Raw genomic sequence first — 15,838 nt, 5'->3', positions numbered from 1 at the left:
GGGGAAGCCGGTGCAATTCCGGCGCTGACCCTCCCCCAACTCTCGGCTTCGCTCGAGCCGGGGGCACCCCACCGTGACCCGTCGCCGGACGGTGAGCCGGAACGCCCCGGCGGGATGTTGATCGGCTCGCGTGCGTCGGTGGTCCGCCGCGCACGGCACCGTCGAGGTTTACGGAGCCGAGCCGCCCGGGTGCTCCCGTGCGCTGCCGGTTCCCCGCAGGAGAGGCAGTCGCCGACCATGAACGTCCGCCGCAGTGCCGCGGCTCTCGCCGCCATAGGCGTGCTGGCCGCCGCCGCGCCCGCCACGGCCGCCGGCCAGTCCCCGTCCCCCTCTCCGAAGGTCGCGATCCCGTCCGGGCTGTACGGCACGTCCGACCCGGCCTACGACGGCGTGTGGCGCCAGTCCCTGACGCTCGTCGCCCAGCGGACCCTCGGCTACCGGCCGGCGGCGAAGGCCGTGGACTGGCTCGCCGGCCAGCAGTGCGCGAACGGCGCCTTCGCCGCGTTCCGCGCCGCCCCCGCCAAGGCCTGCGACGGCAAGGTCATGGTGGACACCAACAGCACGGCCGCCGCGGTCCAGGCCCTGAAGGCGGCCGGCGGGCACGACGACGCCGTCGGCAAGGCGGTGACCTGGCTCAAGTCCGTGCAGAACAAGGACGGCGGCTGGGGCTACTCGCCGGGCGGCGCCAGCGACACCAACTCCACCTCCGTCGTCATCGGCGCGCTCTCGGCGGTGGGTACGGATCCGGCGAGCGTCAGCAGGGCGGGCAGGTCCCCCTACGACCTCCTCGCCGCCATGTCCCTCCCGTGCGGGCAGGACGGCGGCGGTGCCCTCGCCTACCAGCCGGACAAGAAGGGCACGTTGGCCGCCAACGCGGACGCCACGGCGGCCGCGGTGCTGGGCGCCCTCGGCAAGGGGTTCGTGGCGACGGCCGGCAAGGCGCCCGCGCAGGACACGTGCACCAAGGCCGACCGCCCCACCCCCGCCCAGGTCGCCGACAACGCCGGCGCCTATCTGGCCGCCGCCGTCGGCAGGACCGGGCACCTGCAGTCCGCCCTCCCCGGCGCCAAGGACCAGCCGGACTTCGGCAACACCGCGGACACGGTCGTCGCGCTCGCCGCGGACGGCCGGACCGAGCAGGCGAAGAAGGCGTACGGCTGGCTGGAGAACAACGCCGGGCACTGGGCGGCGCAGAGCGGCCCGGCGGCGTACGCCCAGCTGATCCTCGCCGCGCACGCGGTCGGCGCGCAGCCCGGTGACTTCGGCGGCACCAGCCTGGTCCGGTCCCTCGACGAACTCGGCCCGGCCCCGGCCATGGACTCCGCCGGGCACGAGACCAGGAAGGCCGAGAAGGCCGAGAAGTCCGACAGCGGCCCGGGCTTCGGCGTCTGGTGGTTCGTCGGCGTCTGCCTCGTCGCGGGCATCGGCGTCGGCTTCCTGCTCAGCGGCCGGAAGAAGCGGCAGCCGTGAGGACCGTCCACCGCGCCGCGAGCCTGCTGTGCGCCGCGCTCGTCCTGCTGGCCGGGGCGGGGCAGGCGCACGCCGCCGGCTACCGCTACTGGTCCTTCTGGGAGCGGTCCGGCGGACGCTGGACGTATGCCACGCAGGGCCCGTCGACCGCCCGCCCCGACGACGGCGCCGTGGAGGGCTTCCGGTTCGCGGTGAGCGCGGACTCGGCGGACGCGAGCCGGCCGCGCGGTGCGGCGGACTTCGGCACGATCTGTTCGGGTACGCCCGCCAGGTCCGGTACGAAGCGGGTGGCGCTCGTCCTCGACTTCGGCACCCCCGCGGACGCGCCGTCCGGGGAGGTGTCGCCGCGCCGCCGCACGGCCTGCGTGAGGGTCCCGGCCGACGCGACGACCGCGGACGCCCTGGCGGCCGTCGCACCGCCCCTGCGCTACGACACCAACGCCCTGTTGTGTGCGATCTCGGGGTATCCGAAGAAGGGGTGCGGGGAGCAGGTGGCCTCCGGCCGGAAGCCGAGCGCCGACAAGGAAAAGAGCGGCGGCGGCTCGGACAGCGGGCCTTCTCTGGGGTTGCCGGTCGGTGCCGGGGTGGTCGTCCTCCTGGGAGGCGCGGCGGTGTGGCAGTTCCGACGGCGACGCAATGACTCCGTCTGACTGCGGCCGGGTGCGGGCTGGTCGCGCCCACGCCGCGGAGCCGCATATCGACACGGCCCGCGCCCCTGGGGAGTCGCAGCACCGCGCACTGCGAAGTGCTGTCCACCCCGGTGCCTGGTGGCTCTGGGCGCTCTCCCTCGGTACCGCCGCCACCCGCACCACCAACCCCCTCCTCCTCGCCCTCCTCATATCCGCCTCCGCCTACGTCGTGGCAACGCACCGCACCGGCACCCCGGCCGCCCACGCCTACCCGGCCTTCGCCAAACTCGCCCTCGCCGTGCTGCTGATCCGCGTCCTGTTCGCGGTGGCGCTGGGCTCCCCCGTCCCCGGCACCCACATCCTCCTCACGCTCCCCGAGGTCCCCCTCCCCCACTGGGCGCAGGGCATCCGCCTGGGCGGAAAGGTCACGGCGGAGGCGCTCGTCTTCGCCGCCTACGACGGGCTGAAGCTGGCCACCCTCCTGATCTGCGTCGGCGCGGCGAACGCGCTCGCGAGCCCCGTCCGTCTCCTCAAGTCCCTCCCCGGCGCCCTGTACGAGACCGGCGTCGCCGTGGTCGTCGCGCTCACCTTCGCCCCGCATCTCATCGCCGACGTCCAGCGCCTGCGCGCCGCCCGTCGGCTGCGCGGCCGCCCGGACCGGGGCCTGCGGGGCCTGCTCCAGGTCGGACTGCCGGTTTTGGAGGGCGCCTTGGAGCGTTCGGTCGCGCTCGCCGCCGCGATGGAGGCCCGCGGTTACGGCCGTACGGTCGAGGTCCCCGCCCGCATCCGCCGTACGACGGCCGCGCTCACCCTCGGCGGCCTGCTCGGCGTGTGCGCGGGAACGTACGGGCTGCTCACCGCGGAGGGCGGCACGTACGGCATCCCGCTGCTGCTCGTCGGTGTCGTCGCCGCCCTCGCGGGGCTGCGCCTCGGCGGCCGGCGTTCGCCGCGCACCCGGTACCGCCCCGACCCGTGGGACGTACGGGCCTGGCTGGTCACCGGCTCCGGCGCCGCGGTCGCCGCCCTGCTCGGCCTGGCCTCCGCGCGCGATCCGGAGGCACTGCACCCCGGGGTCGTCCCCCTCGTCGCGCCCAGTCTCCCCCTGTGGCCGGCCGCGGCGATCCTCCTCGCCCTCCTGCCCGCCTTCGTCGTCCCCAAGGAGCCGTCGTGATCCGCTTCGACGATGTCAGCGTGACGTACGACGGTGCGGCCGAACCGGTCGTCCACGGCGTCGACTTCGAGGTGCCGGAGGGTGAACTCGTACTGCTCGTCGGCCCGTCCGGGGTCGGCAAGTCGACCGTGCTCGGCGCGGTGAGCGGTCTCGTGCCGCACTTCACCGGCGGCACCCTGCGCGGCCGCGTCACGGTGGCCGGCCGGGACACCCGTACCCACAAGCCGCGCGAACTCGCCGACGTGGTCGGCACGGTGGGGCAGGATCCGCTCGCCCACTTCGTGACCGACACCGTGGAGGACGAACTCGCCTACGGCATGGAGTCGTTGGGCCTCGCTCCGGAGGTGATGCGGCGCCGGGTCGAGGAGACCCTCGACCTGCTGGGCCTGGCCGGACTGCGCGACCGCCCGATCGCCACGCTCTCCGGTGGCCAGCGGCAGCGGGTCGCGATCGGCTCGGTCCTCACCCCGCACCCGCGGGTACTGGTCCTGGACGAGCCGACCTCGGCCCTGGATCCGGCCGCGGCGGAGGAGGTCCTGGCGGTGCTCCAGCGTCTGGTGCACGACCTCGGCACGACGATCCTGATGGCCGAGCACCGCCTTGAACGCGTCCTTCACTACGCCGACAGGGTGGTGCTCCTCCCGGCCCCCGGCGAGCCGCCGGTCGTCGGCACCCCGCCGGAGGTGATGGCCGTCTCCCCCGTCTTCCCCCCGGTGGTGGCCCTGGGCCGCCTGGCAGGCTGGTCGCCCCTTCCCCTGACGGTGCGAGACGCCCGCCGCAGGGCCAGTGACCTGAAGGAACGCCTGGCCGCCTCCGCGGCGGACGGCACTCCTGCGACCGCGGCTGCGGGCCCGTCGGGGCTGGTCGCGCAGTTCCCCACAGTTACCGGGCGCCGCTTCCTCTTCCGTCGCCGCTCCACCTTCCCCACCCCGGAACCCCGGCGGACGCACATCGCCGAAGTCCGCTCCCTCTCCGTCCGCCGAGCCCGCGTCGACGCCCTCCGGCACATCGATCTCACCGTCGCCGCCGGCGAGACCATCGCGCTCATGGGCCGCAACGGCGCCGGAAAGTCCACCCTGCTCAGCTCCCTCGTCGGCCTCCTCCCACCCACCACGGGAACCGTCACCGTCGGCGGAGTCGAACCCCACCGCACCGCACCCCCGGCCCTCGTACGCCGCGTCGGCCTCGTCCCCCAGGAACCGCGGGACCTCCTCTACGCCGACACGGTCGCCGACGAATGCGCGGCGGCCGACCGGGACGCCGGCGCCGAGCCCGGGACCTGCCGGGCCCTCGTGTCCGAGCTGCTGCCGGGGATCACGGACGGCACCCACCCGCGCGATTTGTCCGAGGGGCAGTGTCTGACGCTCGCCCTGGCCGTCGTGCTGACCGCCCGCCCGCCCCTGCTCCTGCTCGACGAGCCGACCCGCGGCCTGGACTACGCGGCCAAGGCCCGCCTGGTGACCGTCCTGCGCGGCCTCGCCGCCGAGGGGCACGCGATCGTGCTGGCCACGCATGACGTGGAACTCGCGGCCGAGATCGCGCACCGGGTGGTGCTGCTGGCCGAGGGGGAGGTCATAGCCGACGGGCCGACCGCGCACATCGTCGTCTCCTCGCCGTCCTTCGCGCCGCAGGTGACGAAGATCCTCGCCCCGCAGCAGTGGCTCACCGTGGCCGAGGTACGCGAGGCCCTCGCATGAGCCGCACAACCCCCCTCAGCCCCGTACGCCCGGCCCGCCTGCACGCCATCCGTCTCGGCCCCCGCTCCCTCGCCGCACTCGTCCTGGTCAGCGCGGTCGGGGTGGTCGGCTTCGGGTGGCCCTTCCTCGCTCCGCCCGGCTCGCAGCTGAGCGCCCACGCCCAGGACGCGCCCTGGCTCTTCGCGGGGCTCCTGGTCCTCCTGGTCGCGGTCGTGGCGGCGACGATCTCGGAGTCGGATCTCGGGCCGAAGGCCGTGGCCATGCTGGGCGTGCTCGCCGCGACGGGGGCCGCGCTGCGGCCGATCGGCGCGGGTACGGCGGGGATCGAGCCGATGTTCTTCCTGATGGTGCTCAGCGGACGGGTGCTGGGCCCCGGCTTCGGCTTCACGCTGGGCTCGGTGACCATGTTCGCGTCCGCCCTGCTCACGGGCGGGGTCGGACCATGGCTGCCGTTCCAGATGCTGTCGATGGGCTGGTTCACGATGGGTGCCGGGCTGCTCCCGGGCCCGGTCCGGCTGCGCGGCCGCGCCGAACTGCTGCTCCTCGCGGCCTACGGCTTCCTCGCCGCCTTCGCCTACGGCGCCGTCATGGATCTGGCCGGCTGGCCCTTCATGGCAGGCATCGCCTCGAACATCTCCTTCGACGCCCATGCCTCCGTCCCTGCCAACCTGGCCCGTTTCGTGGCCTACTGCCTGGCCACCTCGCTCGGCTGGGACCTGGGCCGGGCCCTGTGCACGCTGGTGCTGACCCTCGTCCTCGGCCCGGCCGTGCTGCGCGCGCTGCGCCGGGCGACCCGGCGCGCCGCTTTCGAGACCGCGGTCACATTCGACGGCCCCGCCGCGTGACGGGCGGCACAGCGAACGGTCCCGCTGTGTGAGGCCTCGCATCCGGTCCGCGACCGTGACGGTGAGGCACCCCACATGACGCAGGTCACCTACGAGGCGGGGCCGTAGTCCCATATGCCCGATACATCCCTTAGCGTACCCCCACTGACCTGCACTTTGCGACCCACGTCACACGGCACGCGTTCGCCATCTATCCGGCCACAACTAGTAAAAGGGGTCATTGCGGACGGCTTTCCGGGCTGCTTCTCTGGACGACGTCGCCAGGCGCCACGAGCCCACCCGGGCCGAGGCGCCGACGCATGCGGCCACATCGCGTGGCCCGTCCCATGCGGGCGATCCCCTGTCCCCGACGCAAGAGGTACTCCGTGTCCGTCTCCTTCATCCGCCGCATCGCTTCCCCGAAGAAGGCCCTCACCACCGCCGTCGTGGCCGCCGCCACCGCCGGCCTGGCTCTGACCGCGGCGCCCGCCCAGGCCGCCCCGTCGTCGGCTTCCTCCGCTCAGGCGATCGCGCACAAGATGATCCCGGACGCCGCGCAGTTCACCGCGTTCAGCAAGATCGTCTCGCATGAGAGCGGTTGGAACCCGTCCGCCACCAACAGCTCCTCCGGCGCCTACGGCCTGGTCCAGGCGCTGCCGGGCTCGAAGATGGCCTCCGCCGGTTCCGACTGGAAGACCAACCCGGCCACCCAGATCAAGTGGGGCCTGGACTACATGAACTCCCGCTACGGCAGCCCGGTGAAGGCCTGGAACTTCTGGCAGACCAACCACTGGTACTGAGCCAACCGCAGCGCGCACAAAAGCCGCCGAAGGCGGCGGCCCCCGATCCCCGGGCCGCCGCCTTCGGCGTTCCCGCACCTCCGCGTGGTCAACTGGGGCGGTGAGCGCAGCAGAAGAAGCATCGCCGGACGAGACGTACGACCCGGAGGCGCGCGGGCTGCGGCTGGTGCTCGTGCTGCTGGCCCTGACGGTGGTCAGCGGGCTGATCGACGCCGTCAGCTATCTGGGCCTCGGCCGGGTCTTCACGGCCAACATGACCGGCAACGTGGTCGTCCTCGGCTTCGCGGCGGCCGGCGCGCCCGGATTCTCCGTGCCCCACACGGCAACCTCGCTGGGGTGCTTCCTGCTGGGCGCGGTGACCGGCGGCCGGCTGGCGGCCCGCGTCGGCAAGGGCTCTCGCCGCACCTGGACCCGCCTCACCCTCGCCGCAGAAGCGGTCCTGGTGGCCCTGTCGGCAGCGGTCGCCTTCACCTGGCCGCACGCCACCGGCACGGTCTACGCCCTGATCGCCCTGACGGGGTCCGCGATGGGCCTGCGCAACGCGACCGTCCGCAAGCTGGGCGTCGCCGACCTCACCACCACCGTCCTGACCATGACCCTGACCGGCCTGGCCTCCGAGTCCCGCCTCGGCGACGCCACCGGCCACCGCTCACCGCGCCGTACGGCCTCGGTGATCGCCATGCTCGCCGGCGCCTTCCTGGGCGCGTGGCTGGTCCTGCATCACGGCCTGGGCATCCCCCTGCTGATCGCGGCCCTCACCTCGGGAGTGCTGGCGGTGGTGGCATCCGGCAGGGAATGAGCCGTACGACCCTCGGACCGCAGGTCACTGACAAGGTCTGCGACCTCGGGGGAGGCAGGAACGGGGCGTTGGGGTAGGGGTGCTCCTGCCTCCCTCGGGGTGGGCCGACCCGTGCGGGTCAGCCGGTGGTGACCTGAAGTTCCTTGACGCCGTTGATCCAGGCCGAGCGCAGCCGGCGGGGCGTGTCGGCCGGCCGCAGGTCCGGCATCGCGTCGGCGATCGCGGTGAAGATCAGGTCGATCTCCAGGACGGCCAGGGACTTGCCGAGGCAGTAGTGGGGCCCGCCACCGCCGAAGCCGAGGTGGGGGTTGGGGTCACGGGTGATGTCGAAGGCGTCGGGGTCGGTGAAGACCTCGGGGTCGTGGTTGGCGGAGGCGTAGAACAGCCCGACGCGATCGCCCTTCTTGATCTGGACCCCGCCCAGCTCCGTGTCCTGGGTGGCCGTCCGCTGGAAGGCGTTGACCGGGGTCGCCCAGCGCACGATCTCCTCGGCCGTCGTGGCCGGCCGCTCCCGCTTGAACAGCTCCCACTGCTCGGGATGGGTCAGGAACGCGTGCATCCCGTGCGTGATGGCATTCCGGGTGGTCTCGTTCCCGGCCACCGCCAGCATCAGCACGAAGAAGCCGAACTCGTCCGAGTTCAGATTGCCCTCGTCCTCCGCCGCGACGAGCGTCGTGACGATGTCGTGGGCCGGGCACTTCTTCCGCTCGGCGGCCATGTTCATCGCGTAGGCGATGATCTCGGTGGCCGACTCCGCGCCGACCTCCTCGGTGATGGCGTACTCGGGATCGTCGTAGGCGATCATCTTGTTGGACCAGTCGAAGATCTTCGACCGGTCCTCCTGCGGCACGCCGATCAGCTCGGCGATGGCCTGCAGGGGCAGTTCGCAGGCGACCTCGGTGACGAAGTCGAAGGGCCCGGAGCGGGCACAGGCGGCCGAGACGATGGCCTGCGCACGCGCGCGGAGTCGCTCCTCCAGGGCGCGGATGGAACGTGGCGTGAAGCCGCGCTGCACGATCTGCCGCACCCGCGTATGTTCCGGAGGATCCATGTTGAGCAGGATCAGCCGCTGCACGTCGATCGCGTCGCGCTCGATGTGCTCGTTGAAGCGGATGATCGCGGTGTTGACGGTGGAGGAGAAGAGTTCCGGGTGCGTGGAGACGTACCGGACGTCCGCGTGCCGGGTCACGGCCCAGTAGCCGTCGTCGGCGAAGCCCGCGATGCCGTGCGGCTGCGGGATCCAGCGGACCGGCTCGGTGCGGCGCAGCTCGGCGAACTCCGGGAGGGGCACACGGTGGTGCAGCAGGTCGGGGTCGGTGAAGTCGAACCCGTCGGGCAGCGCGGGACAGTGCATCGGTCGGCTCCCGTCGTCCGTTCTGAGTTCCGTTCCGAGTCGGTTCCGAGTCGGTTCCGAGTCGGTTCTGACGGCCCATCAGCGAGTGCCGTGAAGGTAGTAACGGGTTCTACAAGTCGCAAGAGGTACGGCATCCCCAATCCGTGCGGAATTCGTGCAGATCGCGACTTCGGCAGCTGCACGACCCTTGCGGTGATGGACATCACGTCAGCAGACTGCTGGGCAGAACTAGAACGCGTACTAGTTCTGGAGGAGAGCCCTCTCGGAGAGGACCCGCACCCATGGCCGCCGAACCCGTGATCGTCGAAGCCGTCCGCACCCCGATCGGCAAGCGCGGCGGCGCGCTCGCCAACCTGCACCCCGCCTATCTCCTGGGCGAGACCTACCGTGAACTCCTCGGCCGCACCGGCATCCCCGCCGACGCGGTCGAGCAGATCGTCGGCGGCACGGTCACCCACGCCGGCGAACAGTCCATGAACCCCGCGCGCACGGCCTGGCTGACCATGGGGCTGCCGTACGAGACGGCGGCCACGACGGTCGACTGTCAGTGCGGCTCCTCGCAGCAGGCCTCGCACATGGTGGCCAACATGGTCGCCGCGGGTGTGATCGACGTCGGGATCAGCTGCGGCGTGGAGGCCATGTCCCGGGTCCCGCTGGGATCGGGTTCGAAGCACGGCCCCGGCAAACCGTTCCCCGACGAGTGGAACGTCGACCTGCCGAACCAGTTCGAGGCGGCGGAGCGGATCGCCCGGCACCGGGGCCTTACGCGGGAGAACGTCGACGCGCTGGGCCTGCGGTCACAGGAGCGGGCGGCGCTGGCGTGGGCGGAGGAACGCTTCAAGCGCGAGACATTCGCGGTCCAGGTGCCGACGACCGAGGAGGAGCAGTACGCCGGTCAGGGCATGTGGCGCCTGGTCGACAAGGACGAGGGCCTGCGGGACACGTCGACGGAGGCGCTGGCCGGCCTGAAGCCGGTGATGCCGACGGCCGTCCATACGGCGGGCAACTCGTCGCAGATCTCGGACGGGGCGGCGGCCATCGTGTGGGCGTCCAAGCGGATGGCTCGCGCACTGAAGCTCAGGCCGAGGGCAAGGATCGTCGCCCAGGCGTTGGTCGGCGCCAACCCGCACTTCCACCTGGACGGCCCGATCGACGCGACGCGCGCGGTGCTGGGCAAGGCGGGTATGTCGCTGAAGGACATCGACCTGGTCGAGATCAACGAGGCGTTCGCGTCCGTGGTGTTGAGCTGGGCCCAGGTCTTCGAACAGGACCTGGACAAGGTCAACGTCAACGGCGGTGCGATTGCCTTGGGCCATCCGGTGGGGGCGACAGGCGCCCGCCTGATCACCACCGCCCTGCACGAACTGGAGCGCACGGACAAGGAGTTCGCGCTGATCACCATGTGCGCGGGCGGTGGACTGGCTACCGGGACGATCATTCAGCGGTTGTAGAGGCCCAGTTCACGAAGGTGGTGAAGGCGGCGGGGTCGAGGGTGAGGATCGGTCCCGCCGGGGTCTTGGAGTCGCGGATGGCGACGGCGGTGGGGGCTTCTGCGATCTCGACGCAATCACCGCCCTGGTCTCCGCTGTACGACGACTTGCGCCAGGCGAGCGGACCGAGCGGCGCGCACTCGACGCATTCGCCGCCCTGGTCGCTGCTGTAGCTGGACTTACGCCACTTGCTCCCCATAGCGGTCCTCCATCACCTCTCGGATCAGCCCCGCCGAGTCCTTGATCGAGAGCGCGGCGGCTCGAAGATGATCGTATCGGAGCGAGCAGTCCTTGACAGTGTCCGGGTTCGCGGTCGGATGCCCACTGCCATATCCCTCGGTGTAAACGATGGTCGGATCGCCAGCGAAGCGGAAGGCGGTGAACGAGCCTGTCAGTCCCGCATGCGCCCCCGCCGAAAACGGCAGCACCTGGATGTTGATCCGCGGGTTGTTCTCGAAGGTCAACAGGTGAGCCAACTGCCCGCGCATGATCTCCGGTGCGCCGATCTCCTGCTTCAGCGCGGCCTCACTGAGGACCGGCCAGAAGACCGGCGGCTCCCCCTTCTCGAAGATGCGCTGGCGTGCCAGCCGGACGGCCGTGCGGTCGTCGAGGTCGGTGTCGTCCAGCGCGCCGAGCACCGCACGCACGTACTCCGGAGTCTGCAACAGCCCGTGGATCATGCCCATCTGAAACGTACAGATCTCCGCCGCCCGCACCTCCAACTCCGCCACCTGCTGAAACCACGCCGGGAGTTGGCTTCGCATCACCAGGGGGTGGAGCCGTGTCAGTAACCCGCCCGTACACAGCGCCGCATCCGCCCGCTGGCTGAAGTCGAGGGTCGGCAGCTTCCGTGCCGTCTCCACCTGGCCGACCATCGACCCCGTGTAGTTGATGATGTCCCCGAGCTGCTTCTGCGTGAGCCCCGCCGCCTCCCGGAAGCGACGCAACTCGAAGCCGTAGTAGTCGAGCGGTGAGGCGCTCGGGTCGAGGGTGTTGATGTTCACCACGGCAAGTCCCCTCTCGGACCCGTTGTGTTCAGGCTGTAGCCGAGCGTAGTGATCCGAGGTCAGCCTCGTCCTGTGAAACTCAACTTTCCCCACACTCCCCAGTACCGCATGAACCTCACCGTCGGAGAACACTCGGTCCGCCACATTCGCCGTATCGTCCGCTCGCTACTGAACGAATGGCAGCTGACGGAGCTGACGTTCGCCGTCGAGCTGGGCGTCAGCGAGCTGGTCACCAACGTCGTACGGCACGTACCTGACCGCCGCTGCACGGTACTGCTCGCGCGGCTGACGGCGGGCGTACGCGCCGAGGTGACCGACGGTGTCGCGCAACTCCCCTCTCCGCCAAGCGAAGTCGACCACGACTCGGAGAGCGGCCGGGGCCTGGCCCTGCTCGATGCCGTGGTCGACAAGTGGGGCGTGTCAGCGGCCGGCGGCGTCGGAAAGACGGTCTGGTTCGAGTGCGGGGCCGAGGGTGTTCCTCCCAGGCTGACTGAGGCGTGACCGCGGGGCCGCCCGGGAAAAGTGGCCGCCTTACTGGCGCCCGTTGGCCCAAAGCCTCCAATCACCGCCGGAGCCGCAGCTGACGGCGCCGAGGCAGCGCCCTGAGGCCCCGGTACCGGGCGGCCCGACGGTCACGTGCTGCCGACGGTCACCTTCTGTGCCTCTTGGGCGCCCGTAGCCGCCGTAACCGTCTTCGCCCTCGGGCCCTGGAACGCGTACGACAGCCCGAACCCCGCCGACACCACCGCCGCGCCGCCGACCGCGTCGAGCACCCAGTGGTTGCCGGTGGCGATGATGGCCGAGACGGTGAAGAGGGGGTGCAGCAGGCCGAGGGCCTTCATCCACCACTTCGGGGCGATCACCGCGATCACCACGCCGCACCACAGGGCCCAGCCGAAGTGCAGCGACGGCATCGCCGCGTACTGGTTGGTGACCGCGGTCAGGGTGCCGTAGTCCGGCTTGGAGAAGTCCTGGACGCCGTGGACGGTGTCGATGATGCCGAGGGTCGGCATCAGGCGCGGCGGCGCCAGTGGGAAGAGCCAGAAGCCGATCAGGGCGAGGAAGGTGGCGAAGCCCAGGGAGGCGCGGGCCCAGCGGTAGTCGACGGGGCGGCGCCAGTAGAGGACGGCGAGGACCGCCAGCGGGACCACGAAGTGGAAGGACTCGTAGTAGAAGCCGAAGAAGTCCCGCAGCCAGCCGATCGTGGCCACCGCGTGGTTGACCCCGTGCTCGATGTCGATGTGCAGGAACCGTTCGAGGTCGAGGACGAGACGGCCGTGCTGCTCGGCCGTCGCCCGGCCCCCGGTGTTGCTGCCACCGGTCGCGGCCAGGCGTACCTGCTGGTAAGCGGCGTACACGACCCGGATGAGCAGCAGTTCCAGGAGGAGGTTCGGGCGGGTGAGGACGCGGCGGAGGAAGGGCAGGAGGGGGACCCGGCGGAAGCGGGCCGGGAGCGCCGGCGCGTACTGCGCCGGGATCGGCCGCTGGTAGTGGGGGGAGGTCCGGGACAGGAAGGGGACGGCCGTGGCGGCGGCCAGGGCCGCCAGCAGGACGAGGTTGTCGCGCAGCGGGTACATCACCGCCATGTTCGGCAGCATCATCTTCGCCGGCAGGGTGGTGACCAGGATCATCGCGACCGGCCAGACGTACCGGTCGGAGGCCCGCCTGCCGACCCGGCCGACCATCGCGAGCAGCACCCACAGCAGCTGGTACTGCCAGGCGGTGGGCGAGACGGCGACGACGGCACAGCCGGTGACGGCCACGGCGAGCAGCAGCTGGCCGTCGTGGGCGTAGTGGACGGCGCGGCGCAGGGCGAGCGCGGCGACGGCGGCGGCGAGCACCAGGAAGAGGGCGATCTCCAGCGGGCCGGTCAGGCCCAGGCGGAGCAGGGCGCCGTGCAGGGACTGGTTGCCGAGGGCGTCGGCCTTGCCACCGAGGCCCACCCCGGCCATGTGGTGCACCCAGTACGTGTACGAGTCGTGCGGCAGCGCCGCCCAGGCGAGCGCGGTGCAGGCGGCGAAGGTGCCGGCCGTGGCGGCGGTGGCCCGGCGGCGGCCGGTGAACCACAGCAGCGGGGCGAAGAGCAGCATGGTCGGCTGCAGAGCGGCGGCCAGGCCTATGCACAGCCCGCTCTCACGCTCGCTGCGTACGGCGAAGCAGCCGAGCAGGACGAGCAGGACCGGGATGATGCTGGTCTGGCCGAGCCACAGGGCGTTGCGGACCGGCAGCGACAGCATGAGCAGGCTGATCGCGACGGGCGCGGCCAGCAGGGAGGTGCGGCGGCCGACGGGCTGGGGCAGCGCGCGGGCGGCCACCAGGCCGAGGGCGACGACCAGCAGCAGGGTGCCGAAGGTCCAGCCCCAGCCGAGGGCGGCCTGCGCGGAGCGGGTGAGGGGCTTGAGGACCAGGCCGGCGAAGGGGGTGCCGGTGAACCGGGTGGAGTCGTAGAGCGAGCCCTTCACGTGCAGGACGCCGTGGGGGCCGACCCAGGTCTCCAGGTCGGTCAGCCGCTCGCCGCTCGGCGTGGTGAGGACGACGGTCAGCTGCCGTATCGCGAGGATCGCGGCCACCGCCCACAGGGCGAGCCGGGCGGCGCGCAACCGCGCCTCTGCCGGGGCGCCGCCGAAGGTGTCCGCCGGTCGCCCGCTGTGCTCCACGTTCGCCACGCCTCGTCGGCCTCCCGCCCCGTCAGGTCCCGGCACCGGTGACGCCGGGTACTTCCGAGAACCCTATGAGGCTCCCGGCCCCCGGTGAAGGACGCAGGAAACCCGCACTTCACCTGACGTCCGTTCTCCTTTTGTCCGGATGACGATAGTCCGTGGCAGGGCTGGTTCCCCCTCCGGGGCGCGACAAGGATCACAGCGCGGGACCGGCATGCCTGATCGCGAGTGGGCAGACGTACCTGCGTATCCACCGTTTAACTGCACTATGCAGCTAACTGCATACAGGACGTAAGGAGCCGATGTCCGCCTATGGTCGCTTTTCGGCCCGTCCCCCGGCAGCGTCGCCGTACGGACCGCGTCACTGTCCCCGTCGAAAGGTAGGCGAGCCCCGTTTTGGCGACCGCCGCAGCAGTCTCCCCGTCCCTTCCGAAGACCCGGCGGGCCACCCAGGCCCGCGACGTCACCGTCACCGACCCCGCGCTCGTCAAGCGCGCCGTGAAGGCGGCCGCGCTCGGCAACGCGATGGAGTGGTTCGACTTCGGTGTCTACAGCTACATCGCGGTCACACTGGGCAAGGTCTTCTTCCCGTCCGGCAACCCGACCGCGCAGCTGCTGTCGACCTTCGGGGCCTTCGCGGCGGCCTTCCTGGTCCGGCCGCTCGGCGGCATGGTCTTCGGTCCGCTGGGCGACCGCGTGGGCCGCCAGAAGGTGCTCGCCCTCACGATGATCATGATGGCGGCGGGCACGTTCGCCATCGGCCTGATCCCGTCGTACGCGACGATCGGCGTGGGCGCGCCGCTGCTGCTCCTGGCCGCCCGGCTGGTGCAGGGCTTCTCGACCGGTGGTGAGTACGCGGGCGCGTCGACCTTCATCGCCGAGTACGCCCCCGACAAGAAGCGCGGCTTCTTCGGCAGCTGGCTGGAGTTCGGCACGCTGGCCGGGTACATCGGCGGTGCGGGTCTGGTCACCCTGATGACGGCTCTGCTGTCCACGCACGACCTGGTGTCCTGGGGCTGGCGGGTCCCGTTCCTGATCGCGGGCCCGATGGGCATCATCGGCCTGTATCTGCGGATGCGTCTCGAGGAGACCCCCGCGTTCGCGGCGGAGGTGGAGAAGGCGGAGGCCGCCCGGCCGAAGGTGCCGCTGCGCGAGATGGTCGCGGGCCAGTGGAAGGCCCTGCTGCTGTGCATGGGGCTGGTGCTGGTCTTCAACGTCACCGACTACATGCTGCTGTCGTACATGCCGAGCTACCTCACCAGTGAGCTGAAGTACGACGAGACGCACGGTCTGCTGGTCGTGCTCGGCGTGATGGCACTGATGATGATCGTCCAGCCGTTCGCGGGCGCGCTGACCGACCGGGTCGGCCGGCGTCCGGTGATCGCGGCGGGCTGCGCGGGCTTCCTGTTCCTGTCCATCCCCGCCGTGCTGTTGATCCGCCAGGGCAGTCTGCCGGCGGTGGGGCTGGGGATGGGCGCGCTGGGTCTGCTCCTGGTGTGCTTCACGGCGGCCATGCCGGCCGCGCTGCCCGCTCTCTTCCCGACGCGGGTGCGGTACGGGTCCCTGTCCATCGGGTTCAACGTGTCCGTTTCCCTGTTCGGCGGTACGACTCCGCTGGTCGTGACCGCGCTGATCGGGGCGACGGGGAACATGATGATGCCCGCGTACTACATGATGGCCGCGGCCGTGGTGGGCGGGTTCGCCGTGTGGCGGATGTCCGAGTGTGCGGGGCGGCCGCTGCCGGGTTCGGCGCCGTCGGTGGAGGGCCGGAGCTGAGCACCGCAGGGATGCCGGTTGTGTGCCGGGGGCGGGTGCGTGGGGGCTGATCGCGCCCACGCGACGGAGCCGCATATCGATGGCGGAGCCGCATATCGATACGGCCCGCGCCCCTTCGGCCGCCGAATCCGTCGGTGATCACCCCGTCGGCGCCCGTCGGC

Annotated in this window: 14 protein-coding genes; 10 read left to right on the top strand and 4 right to left on the bottom strand. The window is 71.5% G+C overall.

Annotated features, from left to right (window positions below; genetic code table 11):
- The first annotated feature begins 237 nt into the window (after positions 1 to 237).
- The 7 genes from SRB17_RS04030 (at position 238) to SRB17_RS04000 (ending at position 7,390) form a co-directional block, all read left to right on the top strand.
- A complete protein-coding gene (locus SRB17_RS04030) occupies positions 238 to 1,470 on the top strand; it encodes a prenyltransferase/squalene oxidase repeat-containing protein (protein ID WP_153534598.1) in 1,233 nt (410 codons plus the stop codon).
- On the top strand, positions 1,467 to 2,120 hold the full coding sequence (locus tag SRB17_RS04025; protein ID WP_323374940.1) for an SCO2322 family protein: 654 nt from the start codon (positions 1,467 to 1,469) through the stop codon (positions 2,118 to 2,120). The genes SRB17_RS04030 and SRB17_RS04025 overlap by 4 nt, the downstream gene beginning before the upstream one ends.
- The gene (locus SRB17_RS04020; protein WP_153534596.1) at positions 2,107 to 3,270 is read left to right on the top strand and encodes an energy-coupling factor transporter transmembrane component T; all 1,164 of its coding nucleotides are present in this window, start codon (positions 2,107 to 2,109) and stop codon (positions 3,268 to 3,270) included. The genes SRB17_RS04025 and SRB17_RS04020 overlap by 14 nt, the downstream gene beginning before the upstream one ends.
- Positions 3,267 to 4,967, top strand: coding sequence for an ABC transporter ATP-binding protein (locus SRB17_RS04015; protein ID WP_323374939.1), 1,701 nt, complete (start codon positions 3,267 to 3,269; stop codon positions 4,965 to 4,967). Before SRB17_RS04020 ends, SRB17_RS04015 begins: the two co-directional genes overlap by 4 nt.
- A complete protein-coding gene (locus SRB17_RS04010; protein WP_153534594.1) occupies positions 4,964 to 5,812 on the top strand; it encodes an ECF transporter S component in 849 nt (282 codons plus the stop codon). Before SRB17_RS04015 ends, SRB17_RS04010 begins: the two co-directional genes overlap by 4 nt.
- Before the next feature lie 365 nt (positions 5,813 to 6,177).
- Positions 6,178 to 6,591, top strand: a complete 414-nt coding sequence (locus SRB17_RS04005; protein WP_323374938.1) for a transglycosylase SLT domain-containing protein — start codon at positions 6,178 to 6,180, stop codon at positions 6,589 to 6,591.
- Positions 6,592 to 6,691: 100 nt separating this feature from the next.
- Positions 6,692 to 7,390 (top strand): YoaK family protein, encoded by a 699-nt coding sequence (locus SRB17_RS04000; protein ID WP_323374937.1) that lies wholly within the window; start codon positions 6,692 to 6,694, stop codon positions 7,388 to 7,390.
- Positions 7,391 to 7,508: 118 nt separating this feature from the next.
- Here SRB17_RS04000 and SRB17_RS03995 read toward each other — a convergent pair whose 3' ends face one another.
- Positions 7,509 to 8,744, bottom strand: coding sequence for a cytochrome P450 (locus SRB17_RS03995; protein ID WP_153534592.1), 1,236 nt, complete (start codon positions 8,742 to 8,744; stop codon positions 7,509 to 7,511).
- A 281-nt stretch (positions 8,745 to 9,025) separates the two neighbouring features.
- On the opposite strand from SRB17_RS03995, the gene SRB17_RS03990 reads away from it, so the two are divergent.
- On the top strand, positions 9,026 to 10,195 hold the full coding sequence (locus SRB17_RS03990) for a steroid 3-ketoacyl-CoA thiolase (protein ID WP_153534590.1): 1,170 nt from the start codon (positions 9,026 to 9,028) through the stop codon (positions 10,193 to 10,195).
- Here the strand turns inward: SRB17_RS03990 and SRB17_RS03985 are convergent.
- Both SRB17_RS03985 and SRB17_RS03980 read right to left on the bottom strand, forming a co-directional pair.
- Positions 10,179 to 10,433 carry a DUF397 domain-containing protein gene (locus SRB17_RS03985; protein ID WP_153534588.1) on the bottom strand — a complete coding sequence of 85 codons (255 nt, stop codon included), beginning with the start codon at positions 10,431 to 10,433 and terminating at the stop codon, positions 10,179 to 10,181. The genes SRB17_RS03990 and SRB17_RS03985 overlap by 17 nt on opposite strands.
- Positions 10,414 to 11,241, bottom strand: a complete 828-nt coding sequence (locus SRB17_RS03980; protein WP_323374936.1) for a helix-turn-helix transcriptional regulator — start codon at positions 11,239 to 11,241, stop codon at positions 10,414 to 10,416. The genes SRB17_RS03985 and SRB17_RS03980 overlap by 20 nt, the downstream gene beginning before the upstream one ends.
- A 108-nt stretch (positions 11,242 to 11,349) precedes the next feature.
- Here SRB17_RS03980 and SRB17_RS03975 point away from each other — a divergent pair, with 108 nt between their 5' ends.
- Complete coding sequence (locus tag SRB17_RS03975) at positions 11,350 to 11,742, top strand: ATP-binding protein (protein ID WP_153534586.1); 393 nt, start codon at positions 11,350 to 11,352, stop codon at positions 11,740 to 11,742.
- A 131-nt stretch (positions 11,743 to 11,873) separates the two neighbouring features.
- Here SRB17_RS03975 and SRB17_RS03970 read toward each other — a convergent pair whose 3' ends face one another.
- Complete coding sequence (locus SRB17_RS03970) at positions 11,874 to 13,907, bottom strand: bifunctional glycosyltransferase 87/phosphatase PAP2 family protein (protein WP_323374935.1); 2,034 nt, start codon at positions 13,905 to 13,907, stop codon at positions 11,874 to 11,876.
- 390 nt (positions 13,908 to 14,297) lie between these two features.
- On the opposite strand from SRB17_RS03970, the gene proP reads away from it, so the two are divergent.
- Positions 14,298 to 15,677 carry a glycine betaine/L-proline transporter ProP gene (proP, locus tag SRB17_RS03965; RefSeq protein ID WP_153534584.1) on the top strand — a complete coding sequence of 460 codons (1,380 nt, stop codon included), beginning with the start codon at positions 14,298 to 14,300 and terminating at the stop codon, positions 15,675 to 15,677.
- The last annotated feature ends 161 nt before the right edge of the window (positions 15,678 to 15,838 follow it).

Source organism: Streptomyces sp. RB17, assembly GCF_009604455.1.
GTDB lineage: Bacteria > Actinomycetota > Actinomycetes > Streptomycetales > Streptomycetaceae > Streptomyces.
The sequence above is the reverse complement of the archived record's forward strand: the minus strand, read 5'-3'. Positions and strand labels throughout refer to the sequence as shown.